Origin of the sequence: Sphingomonas sp. NPDC092440, from assembly GCF_044754985.1 — a bacterium.
GTDB lineage: Bacteria > Pseudomonadota > Alphaproteobacteria > Sphingomonadales > Sphingomonadaceae > Sphingomonas.
The window spans coordinates 490501-508377 of record NZ_JBIVQA010000002.1; the positions used below are offsets into that span (position 1 = coordinate 490501).

General features: G+C 69.3%; 14 protein-coding genes. 4 read left to right on the forward strand and 10 right to left on the reverse strand.

Features of this window, described 5'->3' with window-relative positions:
- Window positions 1–4: 4 nt before the first annotated feature.
- Window positions 5–460, forward strand: a complete 456-nt coding sequence (locus ACIQCS_RS05295) for a MaoC family dehydratase (protein WP_345846928.1) — start codon at window positions 5–7, stop codon at window positions 458–460.
- The gene (locus tag ACIQCS_RS05300) at window positions 457–1671 is read left to right on the forward strand and encodes a flavin monoamine oxidase family protein (protein ID WP_401530236.1); all 1215 of its coding nucleotides are present in this window, start codon (window positions 457–459) and stop codon (window positions 1669–1671) included. Before ACIQCS_RS05295 ends, ACIQCS_RS05300 begins: the two co-directional genes overlap by 4 nt.
- On the opposite strand, the gene ACIQCS_RS05305 is transcribed toward ACIQCS_RS05300, so the two are convergent.
- The 9 genes from ACIQCS_RS05305 to ACIQCS_RS05345 all read right to left on the reverse strand — a co-directional run bounded on the left by ACIQCS_RS05305 (window position 1668) and on the right by ACIQCS_RS05345 (window position 15861).
- Entirely contained in the window at window positions 1668–3134 is a 1467-nt protein-coding gene (locus tag ACIQCS_RS05305) for an NAD(P)/FAD-dependent oxidoreductase (RefSeq protein ID WP_345846931.1), read from the reverse strand. The two genes, ACIQCS_RS05300 and ACIQCS_RS05305, sit on opposite strands and share 4 nt — an antisense overlap.
- 53 nt (window positions 3135–3187) lie before the next feature.
- Window positions 3188–7408 (reverse strand): translocation/assembly module TamB domain-containing protein, encoded by a 4221-nt coding sequence (locus ACIQCS_RS05310; protein ID WP_345846934.1) that lies wholly within the window; start codon window positions 7406–7408, stop codon window positions 3188–3190.
- The gene (locus ACIQCS_RS05315; RefSeq protein WP_345846935.1) at window positions 7408–9657 is read right to left on the reverse strand and encodes a BamA/TamA family outer membrane protein; all 2250 of its coding nucleotides are present in this window, start codon (window positions 9655–9657) and stop codon (window positions 7408–7410) included. Before ACIQCS_RS05315 ends, ACIQCS_RS05310 begins: the two co-directional genes overlap by 1 nt.
- 110 nt (window positions 9658–9767) lie before the next feature.
- A complete protein-coding gene (locus ACIQCS_RS05320) occupies window positions 9768–11801 on the reverse strand; it encodes a malate synthase G (protein WP_345846936.1) in 2034 nt (677 codons plus the stop codon).
- Window positions 11802–11878: 77 nt separating this feature from the next.
- On the reverse strand, window positions 11879–12328 hold the full coding sequence (locus ACIQCS_RS05325; RefSeq protein ID WP_345846938.1) for a MarR family transcriptional regulator: 450 nt from the start codon (window positions 12326–12328) through the stop codon (window positions 11879–11881).
- Between the two features lie 216 nt (window positions 12329–12544).
- Window positions 12545–12862 carry a hypothetical protein gene (locus ACIQCS_RS05330; RefSeq protein ID WP_345846940.1) on the reverse strand — a complete coding sequence of 106 codons (318 nt, stop codon included), beginning with the start codon at window positions 12860–12862 and terminating at the stop codon, window positions 12545–12547.
- A 33-nt stretch (window positions 12863–12895) separates the two neighbouring features.
- Window positions 12896–14311: a coniferyl aldehyde dehydrogenase gene (locus tag ACIQCS_RS05335; RefSeq protein ID WP_345846941.1), complete on the reverse strand. Its 1416-nt coding sequence runs from the start codon at window positions 14309–14311 to the stop codon at window positions 12896–12898.
- On the reverse strand, window positions 14308–15063 hold the full coding sequence (locus tag ACIQCS_RS05340; protein WP_345846943.1) for an SIMPL domain-containing protein: 756 nt from the start codon (window positions 15061–15063) through the stop codon (window positions 14308–14310). The genes ACIQCS_RS05335 and ACIQCS_RS05340 overlap by 4 nt, the downstream gene beginning before the upstream one ends.
- Before the next feature lie 30 nt (window positions 15064–15093).
- A complete protein-coding gene (locus ACIQCS_RS05345; RefSeq protein WP_345846945.1) occupies window positions 15094–15861 on the reverse strand; it encodes a prepilin peptidase in 768 nt (255 codons plus the stop codon).
- A gap of 120 nt (window positions 15862–15981) precedes the next feature.
- Here ACIQCS_RS05345 and ACIQCS_RS05350 point away from each other — a divergent pair, with 120 nt between their 5' ends.
- Entirely contained in the window at window positions 15982–17169 is a 1188-nt protein-coding gene (locus ACIQCS_RS05350; protein WP_345846946.1) for an acetyl-CoA C-acyltransferase, read from the forward strand.
- A gap of 4 nt (window positions 17170–17173) precedes the next feature.
- Window positions 17174–17500, forward strand: a complete 327-nt coding sequence (locus ACIQCS_RS05355) for a hypothetical protein (protein WP_345846948.1) — start codon at window positions 17174–17176, stop codon at window positions 17498–17500.
- Between the two features lie 84 nt (window positions 17501–17584).
- On the opposite strand, the gene ACIQCS_RS05360 is transcribed toward ACIQCS_RS05355, so the two are convergent.
- On the reverse strand, window positions 17585–17877 hold a 293-nt coding region (locus tag ACIQCS_RS05360; RefSeq protein ID WP_401530242.1), incomplete at its 5' end, for a transposase.

Consider the following 17877-nt stretch of genomic DNA (forward strand, 5'->3'; position numbering starts at 1 on the left):
ACGAATGGCAGGCAGATATTTCGACGCGTGGCAGGTCGGCGACATCATCGTCCACGAACTCCGCCGTACCGTGACGGAGACGGACAATCTCCTCTTCTCGACGATGACGCACAACACCCAGCCGCTCCACCTCGATGCCGAGGCGGCGCGGGCGAGCGAGTTCGGCCAGATCCTCGTCAACGGCACCTTCACCTTCAGCCTGATGGTGGGGATCACCGTGGGCGACACCACCGCGGGCACCCTGGTCGCCAATCTCGGCTATGACGCGTTGCGCATGCCCAAGCCCGTCTTCATCGGCGATACGCTGCGGGCGGAAAGCGAAGTGACCGAAGTCCGCCCCAGCAAGTCGCGCCCCGGCCAGGGCATCGTCACCTGGCAGCATCGCATGCGCAACCAGCGCGACGAGATCGTCTGCGAATGCCTGCGCTCCGCCCTGCTCAAGAGCCGGCCGGCGACATGAAGGATCATGCCGACATCGTCGTGATCGGCGGCGGTGCGGCGGGTATCGGGGCGCTGCGCACCCTCGCCGATGCCGGCAGGGACGTGCTGCTGCTCGAGGCGCAGGACCGGCTCGGCGGGCGCGCCCATACGGTGCATGTCGCAGGGCTGCCGATCGACCTGGGCGCGGGCTGGCTCCATTCGGCGCCCAAGAACCCCTGGGTGGCGATCGCGGAGGCAGGCGGCTTCGCGGTCTATCGATCTCCCCCGCTCTGGGACGAGCAGTGGCGCGAACTCGGCCTCTCGCGAACCGAACAGGCCGGATTGTGGGAAGTGTTCGACGCCTGCATGGCGGCGATGGCCACCCCTCCGCCGAGCGACCGCGCCTCGGACCTGCTGCTGCCGGCGGGCGAATGGAACGCCGCGCTCGACGCGCTCTCGGGCTTCATCAACGGCGCGCCAATGCGCGAGATGTCGGTGGCCGACTGGCACGCCTATGACGAAGCCTCGATCGACACGGATTGGCGAGTCGAGCAGGGCTATGGCGCGCTGGTCGCCTCCCATGCCGCGGGGCTGCCCGTGGCGCTGGCGACGCCGGTGAGCGCGATCGACAACACGGGCAAGCGGCTCCGCATCGCCACGCCCCGGGGCACGATCACCGCCGATGCCGCGATCGTCACCGTCTCCACCAACGTCCTGGCGCGCGGTGCCCTGCGCGTGCCGGGCCATGACGCGATCTTCCACGCCGCGTCCGAGCTGCCGCTCGGCCTTGCCGACAAGCTGTTCTTCGCGCTGGAGGGCGGCGAGGAGATCGACGACAATGCCCATCTGGTCGGCAATCCGCGCAGCGCGCGCACCGGCAGCTATACGCTCCGGCCCTTTGGCCGCCCGATCGTCGAGTGCATGTTCGGCGGCGAAGGGGCGCGGGCGATGGAGAAGGAAGGGCTGAACGGCGCCGCCGACTTCGCGATCGGCGAGCTGTGCCACCTGCTCGGCAGCGAATGGCGCGGGAAGCTGCGCTTCGTCGCCGGCTCGGCCTGGGGCCGCGAGACGCACATCCTCGGCAGCTACAGCCATGCCCTGCCCGGCCGGCGCGGTGCCCGCGCGGTGCTGCGCACGCCGCTGGACCCGCGCATCCGCTTCGCCGGCGAGGCATGTTCCGACGGCGAATTCTCGACCGTGCACGGCGCCTACAACAGCGGCGTCGCGGCGGCGAAGGCGTTGCTTCCCTAGGCGGCGGCCTTGTTCGCGGGTTCGGGACTGGAGAACTCCATCTCCTGGTCGATCCCGCCGAACTTGAGGGCCATCACGTCGCGGGCATAATTCTGGTTGAGCCGCCACGGCTTGCGCGTGCCCTGGCGAGGGAGCTTGTCCGCCGCGCGCTGGACATAGCCGGAAGTGAAGTCGAGGAACGGCGCTTCCTCGACCGGCGCGGCCATGCGGGGCGTCACTTGCCGCATGCGGCGCTTGCGCATCGCGTTGAGCAGGCGCGTGACATAGTTGGCGGTGAGGTCGCTCTTCAGCGTCCAGCTGGCGTTGGTATAGCCGAAGGAGATCGCGAAATTGGGCACGTCGGAGAACATCATGCCCTTGTAGGTCATTGCTTTGGCAGGCTCGAAGGCCTTGCCGTCCACCCGGATCGGCATGCCGCTGAACAGCTGGATCTCGAGCCCCGTCGCCGTGACGACCAGGTCCGCGTCCAGCGTCTTGCCCGAGCCGAGCGCCAGCCCGGTCTCGGTGAACCGCGCGATCGTGTCGGTCACCACTTCGGCCTTGCCCTCGCGCAGCGCGGCGAACAGGTCGGCATCGGGCACCAGGCAGACGCGCTGGTCCCAAGGATTGTAGCGGGGCGTGAAATGCGTAGCGACGTCATAGTCGGGCCCCAGCTCGTCCCGGGCCATCTGGACGATCCGCTCGCGGGTCTTTTCGGGGTTCTTGCGGGCGAGGCGGAAGAAGAATTGCTGGAGCAGCACGTTCTTCCAGCGCGTGAGGCCATAAGCGGTCATCGACGGCATCCAGCCGCGCATCCAGTTGGCAAGCTTGTCCTGGGAAGGCCGCGAGACGATGTAGGTGGGAGAGCGCTGGAGCATGGTGACGTGCGCCGCCTGCTTGGCCAGCTCCGGCACCAGCGTCACCGCCGTCGCGCCGCTGCCGATCACCACGACGCGCTTGTCCTTATAGTCGATGTCGTCGGTCCAGAATTGCGGATGGACGATCCGGCCCTTGAAGTCGGCGGTCCCGGCGAAATCGGGGGTATGGCCGCGCGCGTAGTTGTAATAGCCGGTGCACAGGAACAGGAAGGCGCAGGTGAAGGTCACTTCCTCCCCGCCCCGCTCGGCGGTGACGGTCCACAGCGCGTCTTCCGTCGACCAGCTCGCGCCGGTCACCCGAGTCGAATAGCGGATATGCTCGTCGATCCCATAGTCCCGGGCCGCTTCCTCCAGATAGTTGAGGATCGACGGGCCATCGGCGATCGCCTTGCTCGCGGTCCAGGGTCGGAAGGAGAAGCCGAGCGTGAACATGTCCGAGTCCGAACGGATGCCCGGATAGCGGAACAGGTCCCAGGTGCCGCCCAGCCGCTCGCGGCCCTCGAGCACCACATAGCTGCGGTCCGGACTGTTCGCCTGGAGATGATATGCCGCACCCACGCCGGAAATGCCGGCTCCCACGATCACCACGTCGAAATGCTCGGCCACGTGCCTCTCCCGCCGATCTGTTTACACCACTGTAAGCAGGGAAATCGACAGGCTCAATAATCCCGCGAATATTTGAGGCTGACGCTCGAGCCGCCAAAGGAGCCCGCCTGGGAGAGCAGGCTCAGGGTGCGGCTGAGCGATATCTCGATCTGGGTGGCGGTGAAGCCCCGCGCATCGGTGATGATCTCCACATAGATGTCGTTGGTCAGATATTTGCCCGCCGCCAGCGCCGTGCCGCGGCCGGTCGCGTCGTCGGCGCCCAGGATGCGCAGCCGGTCGATGCCGGTCGCCGATTTGAGCTGGCCGAGCGGATTGAGCCCGCCGCCGGTGCCGCTCAGCGACTGGAGCGCCGCAGCGAGCTGGATCGCCTCGGTGGCGGAGAGGTTGGTCACGTTGGTGCCGAAGAACAGGCGCGAGAGCACTTCCTCCTGCGGCAGCGCCGGCGTGGAGCTGAACGCGATCTGCGGCTGCTGCGCGGTGCCCGAGACGGTGAGGATCGCCGTGATGCCCTCCGCGGTGGTATTCGCCTGGATGTCCACCGATGGATTGGTGAGCGCCGAACCCTGGAAACGGATGGTACCGCGCGAGATGTCGAAGCGGCGGCTGGCGAAGCTGTAGGTGCCGCGCACGATCTCCATGGTGCCGCGAATGTCGGGCGCCAGCGTGGTGCCGCGCACCGTGATCTGGGTGCGCCATTCCGATTCCAGGCCCATGCCGGTGACGAACAGCCGGTTGTCGGCATCGATGCGCAGATTGAGGTCGAAATCGCCGAAGGCGCGGCGGATCACCGGCGCCGGCCCCTGGTCCTCCCCGGTCGCGCTCTTGCGGCGCACGCCGGTGAGCTCGGGCACTTCGGCGGCGCCCTGGCGGATGATCTGGTAATGCGCCTCGGGGATCGTCAGCCGCCCCTCGATCCGCGAGACCTCGGGATTCTTGGTGATGCTGATCTTGCCCGTCGCCGTCGCCCCCAAAGCGTCGCTGCGCGCCAGGCGGGCATTGTTGAGGTCCGCGGTGATCGCGATCGGATAGCCATTGGCCGAGGACAGGCTGACCCTGCCCTGCGCGGCCACCGTGCCGTCCCCCGCCTTGGCGGTGAGCGAATTGAGGATGAACTCGTCGTTCGAGAAGGTGCCGTCCACTTGCATCGCGGTGAGCCGGGTGCCGAAATTCTCATTCTCGTAATGGAGGTTGGTCGCCCGGACGACGCCGGTGAGCCGGGGCTCCTCGACCTTGCCCGAGAAATCCGCCGCGATGCCGATCGGCCCGTCGAGCTGCTGGCCCGAGAGCCCCGCCAGCGAGAAGGGCACCGCCGCCGGCCCATTGTAGCGGATGCCGCCCGACAGCGGGGCGGCGAGCATGCGTTCGGTCCAGGGCCCGGCCTCCGGGCCGAGCGGGCTCAGCGTCGCCACCACGCGGCCGATCGTGGCATTGCCACGCCGGATCAGCGCCCGCGCGTCGCCGCCATCGGGCAGCAGCTTGCCGACGAAGCTCACCTGCACCGGCGTCGAGAGGCTGGCCAGGCTGGCGCGAGTGAAATCGGCGATCTCGAGCCGCGCATCGGCACTGGGGAAGGCCTCGAACGAGGTCTGAGCGAAATCAAGGCTGCCCGTTGCGGTGCCGCCGATGCCGAGATCGGGGACGAAGGCGTTGACCACCGCCAGGTCCAGGCTGTCGAGCCGCGCCTGCAGCACCATGCCCTTGCCATAGCTGCCCGCCACTCGCGCGCTGCCCTTGTCGAAATCGATCTTGGTGGGAAGCAGGTGATAGACGCCCTCCCGGATCGCGACATGCGCCGGCTGGGCGGTGCGGAACTGCACGCCGCTCCCCTGCCCCTGCACCGCCACCAGCCAGGCATCGGGCGCGAGCCGCGCATTGGCGGCGATCTGGAACGGCACCCCGGTGGAGCCATTGGCGAAGACCTGGGCCGTGCCGTTACCGCCGGCATAGGCGACCTTCGCCCGGGCGGTCTTGAGCACGAAATTGCCCTGGCGCAGGTTCGCGACCTGCACGTCGCCATGGATCTCCGGCGTGTCGGCCAGCACCACGCTGCCGTCGATCAGCGCACGGCCGATGGTGAGCCCCGCGGCGCCCGGGATCTTCGCATTGGCGGCGGTCGCCTTCACATCGGCGCGCTGCAGCTTGCCTTGCGCCGAGAGCGTCGCCCGGCCCGTCACGCCCGATCCGTTGAACGCCAGTTCGCCGGCAAAGGGTCCGGCGGCAGTCTGCTCGACCTTGCCGGAGACGTCCATGCCGGCGAAGCGGCCCGAATTGACGTCGATCGCCAGCCGGTTGCCGGTGCGCACCAGGACGTCGGCCTCGAACGGCCCATAATCGGTATTGCCGTTCGCCGCGACCGCCCAGGCATCGCCGCGACCGCGGATGCGCGCCTCGAGATCCACCAGTCCGATGCCCAGCCCGGGCCGGGGCGCCTTCAGCAGGATCGCGGGCGCATTCAGCGTGCCGGTCACGCGCGCGGTGAGCGGGCCATATTGGTCCGAAACCGCATCGGCGTCGATCAGGATCGGCCCGGCGGGATCATAGCGGCCCGAGCCGCGCAGGACGCGGAACTGCGGCGCCTTCATCTTCACGTCGCTGATGCTGATCACCCCCTTGGGATCGAGCACCAGGCGCGCCGATGCGACGGCGTTCCCGCCCAGGAATTCCCGCGCGCCGTCGCTGAAGATCTTCCGGGACTGGCCGGCGATATGGCCGCGAATGCCCCAGCCACCGCCGGGCGCGGCGAACAGCTCGGCATCGGTCCTGAGGTCGACGACCCCCACCCCGTCGATCCGATAGTCGTTCACGCGCCCCTTGAGCGCGCCGGTATAGCGCCCGCGGCCGATATCGGCGGCGACGATCGCGGTCGCGTCGATCTTGTCGGAACGGATGCGGAGATTGTCGGAGAGCAGCTGCTGGCCCGAGATCGCAAGGTCGCCGCTGACGGCCAGGCTCGTGACCAGCCCGCCGGCCGCCGCGTTGAGGCCGGAGACGCGCGCCGCCCGCGCCCGGATCGGCACCAGGATGCGCTTCGCGTCCACCCGCGCCCGCCCTTCGGCATAGAGCTTCTCGGCAACCGTCTCGCCAAAGCCGAGCGCGCCGGCGGTGAGCTTGTAGTCGACCACCGGCCGATCGAACGCGCCGTCCAGCGCCAGCGAGGCATGCACCGCCCGCCCGACCAGGTTCGGCGCGATCGCCCCGGCCTTGAGCAGGATCGCATCGACCCTGAGGTCGTGGAACCGATTATGCCCGAGATCGACCTTGCCGACCGCCTCTACCGACAGCGCGGCGGAGCGCAGCTTGACCACGCCGTCGGCGGCACGATCCGCCCATTTCGCATCGAGGTCGAGATCGAGCCGCGGCGCCGCGAGCCGCTCGACCGGCCCCTTCATCCACACCCCGGGATGCAGCGGTCCGCGCAGCTGGAAGCGGCCATTGGTCGCGATCAGGTCGAGATCGGCCAGCGCCGCGCCGCCCAGCGTGCCCCGGGCCTTGCCCTGCCAGCGCGCCCAATCCCCCTTGCCCGCCACCGTGAAGCCGAGCGGTGCCTCCAGCCCGGCCAGCCCGGCGACCAGCCCCCTGGTCGGCGCGTCGAGCTTCAAGGCGATGTCCAGCCTGTTCTTCGCCGGCGTCGCGTCGAGCGTGAGCGCCAGCCTGTCGCCCCCCGGCACGCCGCGCGCGGCGACCGTGCCGCCGTCGAGCACGATCTGCGCGCGCCCGTCGGCGAGATGGGCCCTGCCGGCCAGCCGGCCGAGATAGCGCGCGCGGCCGTCCACTTCGCGTGCGATGTCGATCCGGGCGACGTCGAGCCTGCCCACATCGATGGCGAGGTCGGGCAGCAGCGGCGCGTTGGGATCGCCCGAGGGCTGGAGCGCCGGCAGCCGCAGCAGCTTCACCTCGGGGCTGGCAAGGCTGCGCACGTCCACCCGGTTGCCCAGATAGGCGAGCGGCCGCCAGTCCATCCTTATCTCGCGCGAGCTGGCGAACACGCCCTTGGTGTCGCGCACCTGCACGTTGCGCAGGATCATCGCGCCGTAGAGCGAGCCGTCGATCCGGCCGATGCGGAAATTGAGGCCCGATTCCAGCGTGATCCCGGCGATCTGGTCGGCGATGAAGCGGCGGCCCGGCTGGGTGTCGAGCCCCAGCACCAGCGCGCCGATCGCCAGCGCCAGGCCGGCCAGCACGATCCCCGCCCATTTCGCCACCCGCTGCCACAGGGGCCGGCGGACCGCCCCGGCATCGCGCGCGGGCTGCGGCGCGGACGTCTCTTCCGCCATCAGAAGGCCTGCCCGATCGAGATATAGAGCGAGATCTTGGATTCGCCCGGCTTGCGGTTGATCGGCGTCGCCACGTCGACGCGGATCGGGCCGAAATTGGTGTAGAGCCGGCCGCCGATGCCCGCCCCGAAGCGGATGTTCTTCCCCGTCGGGTAGATGCCCTCATAGACTTGGCCGGCATCGATGAAGGGCACGATGCCGTAATTGCCGAAGCGATAGCGCGCCTCGATCGCGAATTCGTTGAAGCTGCGCCCGCCCACCGGCTTGCCGTCCGGCGAGCGGGGCCCGAGTTCCTGATAGCCGAAGCCGCGCACCGATCCGCCGCCGCCCGCATAATAGCGGCGCGACGGCGGCAGGTCGTCGCGCTCGATGCCCATGATCGATCCGGCGCGCGCCCGCGCGGCGATCACGATGCTGCTGGAAACCGGCTGATAATAGGTGCCCTCGAGCATGAAGCGCGCATAGGGCCGCGCGGCGCCGCGTACCGACGTCTCCGGGCTGGCATTGGCCTTGATCCGGAAGCCGCGCGTGGGGTTCAGCAGATTGTCGGATCGGTCATAGCCCAGGAACAACGGCGCCGCCGCGATCAGCCAGGTGCCGCGATCGCGCCGGTTGCTGGCGTAGTTCCAGCGATCCTCGTTGGCGCCGACCAGCTCGGCACCGTAGAAATAGATCCAGCGCTTCTGCCAGATCGGCGTCGAATCGCGCGAGAAGCGGAACGAGAGCGTGCCGGTATAGCTCTCATAGGCGTCGTAATCCTGGTGGTTGAGCGCGGCGGCGATCTGGAAGGTCTTGTCGCGCTGGCCGGCGTTCGAGCGGCGGAAGGTGGTGCTGAGCCCCTGTTCCTGCGTGCCGAGCACGCCCGCGACGATCAGCGCCCCTTCGGGCGGGAACAGGTTGCGGTGCGTCCAGCTGCCGGCGAGCCGGATGCCCTGACCGGTGGAATAGCCCAGCTCCGCGGCCAGCGTGCGCGGACGGCCGGGATTCTGGCGGACGAGCAGGTCGACCACTTCGGTGCCGTCCGGCCCCGCCTCGCCCGTGCGCACCGGCTCGACCGAGACAGTCGAGAACAGGCTGGTCGCGATCATCGCCTCGCGCAGATCGTCGACGGCGCGGACATCGTAGAGCGCGCCCGGCTGGTAGCGGCGCAGCACCCGGATGTGATCCGCATCGAACGCCGGCTGGCGCACGCGGCGCCGGCGCTCCTGCCGCCGTTCGCTGCGGCTGGCGCGTGCGCCCTGTCGCGCACCGGTCGCGCCCGCCACCTCGGTGCGGATGTCGCCGAACACCGCGCGGGGCCCCAGCTCGATCGGCAGGCTATAGTCGCCGATATGGGTTTCCTCGTCGAGCAGGATGTCGCGCTGGCCGACCTTGACGAAGGGATAGCCCTGTTGCGGCAGCCGCAGCGCAACGTTCGCCTCCGCGCCCTGCACGCGCTCGGCCTCGATCGGATCGCCGGGATTGAGGTTGAGCTCGCGCAGCAGCAGCCCGGGCGGCACGGTGGGATCGCTCGCCACCTTCACGTCGCCCAGGCGATACAGCGGACCGGCCGTGGCGCTGATCGTCGCGCGCACCGTGCCCGGCGTCTGCGAGTTCTGGTCCACGGTCGAGACCGCGGTGGCATCGTAATAGCCACGTGACTGGAGCAGGCGGATCGCGAGGCGCTCGTCCTCCCGCGCGCGCGCCGCCACCATCGCGGTATTCGCCGCGCGCCCGCCGCCATTCTTCAGCGCCGAGAGATTCTCGAACAGGCCCGCGAGCCCGACCGCGGAGAGCCCTTCCTCATGCGTGGTATAGCGGATCGTCACCGATTTCCTGTCGGCAACCTTGTCCTCCACCGGCGGCTCGACCTTGAACTCGGCGAGGGGAGGTAGCGGCCGGGCGAATTCGGGATCCTCGGCCGGCGCCGCCGCGAAGCTCTCCTCTGCCTGTTGCCGCACCTGCTGCGCGGCCTGGCCCGGGGTGGCTGGCGTGGGTGCGGGCGTGGGTGCGGGCGCGCCGGCGGGCGGCGGCATCGCTTCCAGCGGCGCGTTGATGTCGCCCTCGATCTTCGGCATCGCCGCCTCGAACTGGGCATCGGGAACGATCGGGCTCTCGTCGACCGGCGCCACCCGCACCGTGCCGTCCTGCGCGGGCGCGGGCCCCGAAGGCGGCGCGCCCTGCCCCGGCTTGGGATCGGAAACCTGCGCATGCGCAAGGCCCGGCACGCATGCCGTGCCGGCGAGCGCCGCCAGCCAAATCCGCTTCACCCCTCTACGCAACTGGCTCCCTTTCGAGCCGCATTCCTAGACCGGCCCTCTCGCCAGCGTAACGACCCAAATGCGCTTTGGGTCCGTACTTTTGCGAATAGCCAGCGATTTCAGGGTGCTACCGCCTTCGCCTCGGCGCGAAACCTGTGGAGAAGTGGCTCGGTATAGCCATTTGGCTGGGCCAGCCCCTCGAAGATCAGCGCCCGCGCCGCCTGGAAGGCCAGGCTCGTCGCTTCGTTGCCCGCCATCGGCCGGTAGAGCGGGTCGCCGGCGTTCTGCGCATCGACCTTCGCCGCCATCCGCCGGAGCGCGGCGTCGATGGCGTCGGCGCCCGCCACGCCGTGGAGCAGCCAGTTGGCCATGTGCTGCGAGGAGATGCGCAGCGTGGCGCGATCCTCCATCAGGCCGACATCATGGATGTCCGGCACCTTGGAGCAGCCGACGCCCTGGTCGATCCAGCGGACGACATAGCCGAGGATGCCCTGGGCATTGTTGTCGAGCTCGCGCGCGATTTCCGCTTCCGACCAGTTGCGCTCCGGTGCCAGCGGCACGGCGAGCAGCGGCGCGAGGCCGGGGATCGCCTCGCCGACGATCTCGCGCTGGCGGGCGAAAACGTCGACCTGGTGATAATGGAGCGCGTGCAGCGTCGCCGCGGTCGGGCTCGGCACCCAGGCGGTATTCGCGCCGCTCATCGGATGGGCGATCTTCTGCGCGAGCATGTCGGCCATCCGGTCGGGCGCCGCCCACATGCCCTTGCCGATCTGCGCCTTGCCCGAAAGGCCGCAGGCCAGGCCGATGCGGACGTTGCGGTCCTCATAAGCCTTGATCCATTCGGCGCCCTTCATCTCGCCCTTGGGCACCATCGGCCCGGCGCGCATGCCGGTATGGATCTCGTCGCCGGTGCGATCGAGGAAGCCGGTGTTGATGAACACGATGCGGCCACGCACCGCATGGATGCAGGCGGCGAGATTGGCCGAGGTCCGGCGCTCCTCGTCCATCACGCCGACCTTGATCGTGTAGCGGGGCAGCACCAGCAGATCCTCGACCGCGTCGAACAGCCGGTCGGTGAAGCCGCATTCCTCGGGGCCGTGCATCTTGGGCTTCACGATGTAGATCGAGCCCGCCCGGCTGTTGCGATACTGGCCCAGCCCACGCAGGTCGTAGAGCGCGATCGTGCTCGTCAGGATCGCGTCGAGCACGCCCTCCGGCGCCTCGCCGCCGTCCGGCAGGCGCACCGCCGGCGTGGTCATCAGATGCCCGACATTGCGGACGAACAGCAGCGCGCGGCCGGACAGCGGGCCGCGATCCGGAGCGAGCCGCCGGGTGAGCGCCTGGCCGCCCTTGTCGAAGCGCTCCTCCAGGTCGCCGCGCATCAGCCCGAGCCAATTGGCATAGGCCGCCACCTTGTCCTCGGCATCGACCGCCGCGATCGAATCCTCCAGGTCGACGATCGTGGTCAGCGCCGCCTCGAGCAGCACGTCGGCGATCCCCGCCGGATCGTCGCGCCCGATCGGATGCGCGCGATCCACGATCACTTCGATGTGCAGCCCATGGTGGCGGAACAGCCAGGGCCCGACCTGCTGCGCCGGATCCGCCAAGGTCGGCGCCCCGGCCAGCGTGGCCCAGCTGCCATGCGCCAGCGGCACCGCCGCGTCGAGGAACGCCCTGGCACGGGCGATCACCTGTGCCCCACGCTCCGGGTCATAGCCGCCGGGCTTCGCGGCGCCGGGCAGCGCGTCGGTGCCGTACAGCGCGTCGTACAGGCTGCCCCAGCGCGCGTTGGCCGCGTTGAGCACGAAGCGGGCGTTGAGCGCGGGCACCACCAGCTGCGGCCCGGCCATATGGGCGATCTCGGCGTCGACATTGCGCGTGCCGATCTCGAACGGCGCGGGCGGATCGACCAGATAGCCGATCTCGCGCAGGAACGCCGCGTCGCCGGCGCGCCCGGGCGCGGCGTCGATCGCCGCCTGCAACGCGTCCCGCTTCGCCAGCAACGCGCGATTCTCGGGTGCGAACCGCGCGAATATCTCGGCCACGCCCGCCCACCAGCCATCCGCAGCGATGTCGAGCCCCGGCAGCACGCGCTCCTCGACGAAGCGCGCGAGCGGCTCGGCGACGGACAGGCCGGAACGAATGACGGTCATGAAGAATCCTCCTGCGGCACGGTTCTGCGTTCGCCTGGGGAGGGCATGCCCCGCTTAGGCGATAGCCGGGTCCGGGATCAAGGCCTGTCCTCGAGCGCTTCCACCGCCGCCTCGATCCGGTCCAGCATCCGCCGGAGCTGCAGCCGCTCCTCGCGCGTGAAGTCGGCGAAGACCCGGCGCTCCAGCTCGATCGCCTTGGGCGCGACTTCCTCGTACAATTCCCAGCCCGCCTTGCTGAGCGTCAGCAGGTGCGAGCGCTGGTCGCCCGGATTGCTCGCCCGGCTGATCAGCCCCCGTTCGGACAGTGCGATCGCCGCGCGGCTCACCGTTACCTTGTCCATGCGCGTCCGGCCGCACAGCGCCTGCTGGCTCATCGCCCCGCCCTCGGCGAGAATGGAGACCAGGCGCCATTCGGGAATCTTCAGCCCGAACAGCGCGCGATAGGCGCTCGCCACCGCATCCGACACCGCGTTGGAGGCGATCGACAGGCGATAGGGCAGGAAATCATCGAGCTTCAGGGCCGTCATTGCGTCACCCTGCGCAGCAATTCCGGCACGCGCAACTGACAACGTTGGACAGTTGCAATTTCTGCAATGATATCGTTATCATTTCGCACTTGCGATATTTCCCGCTGCGATGCACAAAGATCGGGCCTTTCAGGCATCCTCTCCTAAGACTTTCACGGCCGTCCTTCGGGGCGGCCTTTTTTTTGGCATCGTGCCGCCCGCCCCGCAACCACGCGCTCAGTTCGCCGGACGACTCACTGTCCAGGCCGCGGTGAAATCCGGATCGATCACTTTCTCCCCCGTCTCGCGCAGCCGGTAGATACCCGGATCCGCCGGCGCGAAGGCGTCGAGATCGGGCGGCAGCGAGAACAACTCGCCCCCGCGCGCACCTTCGAGGCGCAGCGTGATCCCGCCCGGCCCCACGTCCATCACCGTGCCGAAGACCTGCTCGCGCCGCTCTCCTTCCGCGCTGACGAAAGTGAGCCCGACCAGCACCGTCGCGCCGTCGAGCCTTGCCGCGGCAGCGTGGTCCCAGCCGGAGGGTGCCTCGCTCATGCGTGCTTCCCTCCGATGGCCGGCGTCATGCGCTCACCCCTTCATCTGCCGCCGGATCGTCGCCCGAGTCGCCTTGCCATAGGGCGGCTTCATGCCCGCCAGCCCGGCCACGTCGATCCGCGGCTGGCTGTACACCGCCTTGGCGTGGCTGAACGTCCGGAAGCCGATCTCGCCATGATAGGCGCCCATGCCCGAGGGGCCGATGCCGCCGAACGGCAGCTCCTCCTGGCTGACATGGAAGATCACGTCGTTCAGCGTCACGCCGCCGGAGATGGTCCGGTCGAGCAGCTGGCGCCGTTCGGCCCGGTCGTTTCCGAAATAATAGAGCGCGAGCGGCCGGTCGCGCCGGTTCACTTCGCCGATCGCGTCCTCGATGTGCGCATAGCCGCGCACCGGCAGCACCGGCCCGAATATCTCCTCCTGCATCACCATCATGTCATCCGTCGGGTTGCGGATGATGTGCAGCGGCAGCTTGCGGGCATTGGCGCCGGCAAGACCCTCGTTCGCCGGGTTCACCGCGATCACCTCGGCTCCCTTGGCCCGGGCATCGTCGATCCAGCCGGTGAGGCGCTCATAGTGCCGGTCGTTGATCACCGCGGTATAGTCCGGGTTCGACAACAGGGTGGGATACATGCGCGAGGCTGCGGCGACGAGGCCATCGACCACCGCGGCCTCCTGCTCCTCGGGCACCAGCATGTAATCGGGCGCGAGGCAGATCTGGCCGGCATTGAGCATCTTGCCCAGCGCCACCCGCTCGGCCGCCTGCGCGACATCCGCCGAGCGGCCCAGCACCACCGGCGACTTGCCGCCCAGCTCCAGCGTCACCGGCGTGAGATTGTCGGCGGCGGCATGCAATATGTGGCGGGCGATGCCGGTCGCGCCGGTGAACAGCAGATGGTCGAAGGGCATTTCGGAAAACGCCTTGCCCATCTCCGGCCCGCCGCCGACAAAGGCCAGCTCGGCGGGGTCGAAATAGCGCTCCGCCAGCTCCGCCATCAGCGCCGAGACCATCGGCGTATATTCGCTGGTCTTCACCATCGCCCGGTTGCCCGCCGCGAAGACGCCGGCGAGCGGGCTCATCACCAGCTGCACCGGGAAGTTCCACGGCGCGATGATCCCCACCACCCCCTTGGGCTGATACTCGATCCGCCCGCGCCCGCCGAGCAGCCCCAGCGGGAACAGCACTGGCTTGCGCGCGGGCCTCGACCAGCGCGCCACATGCTTCAGCGCATGCCGCAATGGCGCTACCGAGGCGGCGATGTCGGTGATCATCGACTGATCGCGGCTGCGATGGCCGAAATCCTCGCTCAGCGCGTCACAGAGCCTGTCGGCATTGGCGGAGATCATCGCGATCGCCCGCTTCAGCCGGTCGCGCCGCGCATCCAGCGATACCGGCAGCTCGGCCATGAAGGCGGCGCGCTGGGCCTCGAGCAGGTCGCGCATGCTCATCGTATCACCTCGAAACTCAACACCAGTCGCGCATTGGTCACCACTGCCTTGGGCGAAATCTCGATCGTCACCGGCTCCCGCAGGCGCCCGAGCCCGCCCGACATGTTCTCGAACCCGATCCCGTCCATCGACACCATCCGCGTATCGTTGTCGGAAGCACGAAGCAGGCGCCCGAGCCTGACACCGGAAGCCGCGGCAACCGCCTCGGCCGCCGCCGTGCCGTTCGCCACCGCCGCCGCCATTGCGCGCTTCTGGGCAGTGCGCGTATCCAGGATGCCGAAGCTCTCCAGCTTCACGCCACTCGCGCCTTCTCGCGCCGCCAGCCCGGTCAGCGTGCCCGCCTTGTCCGCCGGCATCGCGGTCACCGTGACTTCCATATCGGCGACATAGCCCTGGACCGCGCACGGTCCGGCAGAGAGGCGCGGCGCATCGAAGCGATCGTCGTTCCGGCACTCCTTCCCGCGCACCTCGGCGATGTCGAGGTCGCCGGTACGGATATCCAGCTTCACACCCGCGAGACCGGCCAGCGCTTTTTCGATCCCGGCCTTGCTGGCCACGAGCGCGCGGCTCGCATCGTCAGGTTTCACGCCTTCTCCGCGCACATGATAGGTGATCGTCGCGATTTCGGGCGCCGTTTCCACCGTTCCGGTCGCGATCACCTGGATCGTGTCGGGCTCGCGATCCTGTGCGGCCGCCCCCTGTCCGACCATCATGCCCAGCACCACGCCCGCACCCAGCATCAAGCTCCGCATGCCGATTCCCCTTCCGGTTCGGGAGCGAGCCTAACCCGGCATCGGCCCGATCGCCAAGCCGAGCCACACCGCGAACGCCGCCGCCGCGAGCATCACTCCGAAGGGCAGGCGGTCGGTCGCGGTCACGCGCCGCCCGCCCAGCATCAGGCCCAGCACACCCGCCAGCCCGATCAGGCAGGCGGCGAGCAGCACCAGCGGCAGCGCCTGCCAGCCGAGCCATAGCCCGATGCCGCCGAACAATTTGGGATCCCCCCCGCCCAGCCCCTGCCGCCCGCGCAGCCGCCGATAGCTCCAGGCGACCAGCCACAGCACGCCGAAGCCGGCCGCCCCGCCGATCAGCCGCGCCTCGAGCGGCAGGCCGAGGCCGGCGAGCCCCGCCGCCAGCCCGGCCGCCGCCAGCAGCCCGGTCAGCCCATTGGGCAGCCACAGCGCCGCCACGTCGAGCGCCGCCAGCGCCAGCAGCAGCCAGCCGAACACTGCGCCCGCCGCCCCGGCCGGATCGGGCGAGGCGATCGCCGCCGCCACGCCGATCGCGCCGCCCAGCAGCTCGGTCAGGACATGGCTCATCCGGATCGGCGCACCGCAGCCCCGGCAGCGGCCGCGCTGGAAGAGATAGCTCATCACCGGCACCAGCTCGCCGGCGCGCAGCCCCTTGCCGCAGCTGTCGCATTCGGATCGGCCGCGGCTCACTGCCCGCCCCTCGGGCCAGCGGATCGCCAGCGTCGCGATGAAGCTGCCGAAGACGAGCCCCAGCACGCCGAGCAGCACGCTCCAGCCCCAGACCGGATCAATCGTCATGCGTCAGCATCTGAGAATCTCGATCGGGTCCATGGTCCATCCCGTCATGCCGGGGCGCGCGGCTTTTGCAAACCGTCGCGCGCGATACTAGATGCGCCCCAACCAACGAGAGGATCCAATATGTCCGCCGACGACATCGTCATCGCCTCCTATGCCCGCACGCCGATGGGGAGCTTCCAGGGGGTGCTGGGCGAGGCAAGCGCCACCGATCTCGGCGCCGCCGCAGTGGGCGCCGCGGTGGAGCGCGCCGGCCTCAAGGGCGATGCGATCGAACGAATCTACATGGGCTGCGTGCTTCCGGCCGGCCTGGGCCAGGCGCCGGCGCGCCAGGCGGCGCTCAAGGCGGGCCTGCCCAACCATGTCGAGGCGACCACGGTGAACAAGATGTGCGGCTCGGGCATGCAGGCCGCGATCATGGCGGCCGAAGCGCTCGCCGCCGGCTCGGCCGACCTGCTGATCGCGGGCGGCATGGAGAGCATGACCAACGCGCCCTATCTCTCACTGCGCCACCGCGCGGGCGCGCGCATCGGCCATGACCGGCTGATGGACCATATGTATCTCGACGGGCTCGAGGACGCCTATGAGCCCGGCAGGCTGATGGGCAGCTTCGCCGAGGAAGTCGCGCAGGAATATCAGTTCACCCGCGCCGCGCAGGACGATTTCGCCATCGCCTCGCTCGAACGCGCCAAGGCCGCCCAGGCCAGCGGCGCCTTCGATCGCGAGATCGTGCCGGTCGAAGTGAAGACGCGCAAGGGCATCGTCTCCGTCACGCTCGACGAGCAGCCCGCCAAGGGCGATCCCGCCAAGATCCCCACGCTCAAGCCCGCCTTCGCCAAGGACGGCACGATCACCGCTGCCAACGCCTCCTCGATCTCGGACGGCGCGGCTGCGCTGGTGATGACGCGGATGAGCGTGGCGGAAAAGCTCGGCCTGACTCCGGTCGCCCGCATCGTCGCGCATGCCGCGCATGCCCATGCCCCGGCGCGCTTCACCACGGCGCCGGTCTTCGCGATGAAGAAGGCGCTCGCCAGGGCCGGCTGGGCGATCGGCGATGTCGATCTGTTCGAAGTGAACGAGGCCTTTGCCGCGGTCGCGATGATCGCGATGAAGGAGCTCGGGCTCGATCACGCCACGCTCAACGTCAATGGCGGTGCCTGCGCGCTCGGCCATCCGATCGGCGCGAGCGGCGCGCGCGTGCTCGCCACCCTGCTCTCGGCGCTCGAGGCGCGCGGCGCCCGGCGCGGCCTGGCCTCGCTGTGCATCGGCGGGGGCGAGGCGACGGCGATGGCAATCGAGCTGCTGGACTGACCGCATGGCCGCCGTCCCCTTCGCGGGGGCGGCGAAGGAAGGAAAGATGGTCTTCGACTTGCGCGGCGGGCTGCTGAAGAAGGGCGAGATCGAATCGGCGCGCCCCGACGATTTCGAGTTCCGCCTGCGAGCCCGGACGATGCGCCTGCTCGCGCCGCTGCTGGGCATTGCGCCGGGCGAGCTGGTCGACCGGGTCGCGACCGAGCCCGACGCAGCGATCCTCGCCTCGCTCCCCGACACCGCCCGCGCCTGGTTCGACCAGGCCCGCATCGAAGCGCACCGCCAGCTTGTCGAGGAGCCGGGCGACCCGACGCCTCACAGGCTGGCGTGAGGCGGAAAGGCATCCCGCTCCCCGCCCTCCCGAGAAAGCGGGAGTGAGGGTTTGTTGCCTGAACCAGCGGCCTAGGTTGAGGACTCATTTAAGCCACGCGGTGATAAGGGCTACGAGAGCGATGGCAGCGAGGTAGTTTGTGGCATGCCGGTCGTATCTGGTAGCGATGCGTCGCCAGTTCTTGAGGTGACAGAATAGGCGCTCGATGGCGTTCCTGCGGCGATAGATGCGCTTGTCGAGAGGGTAGGGTTTGCGTCGCGAGGCGGTGGAGGGGATGACGGCCTTGATGCGTCGTTGCCTGAGCCAGTTGCGCAGACTGTCGGCATCATAGGCCTTGTCGGCGAGCAGGCGCCTGGCTGGCGTTGCGCGGCTGAGCA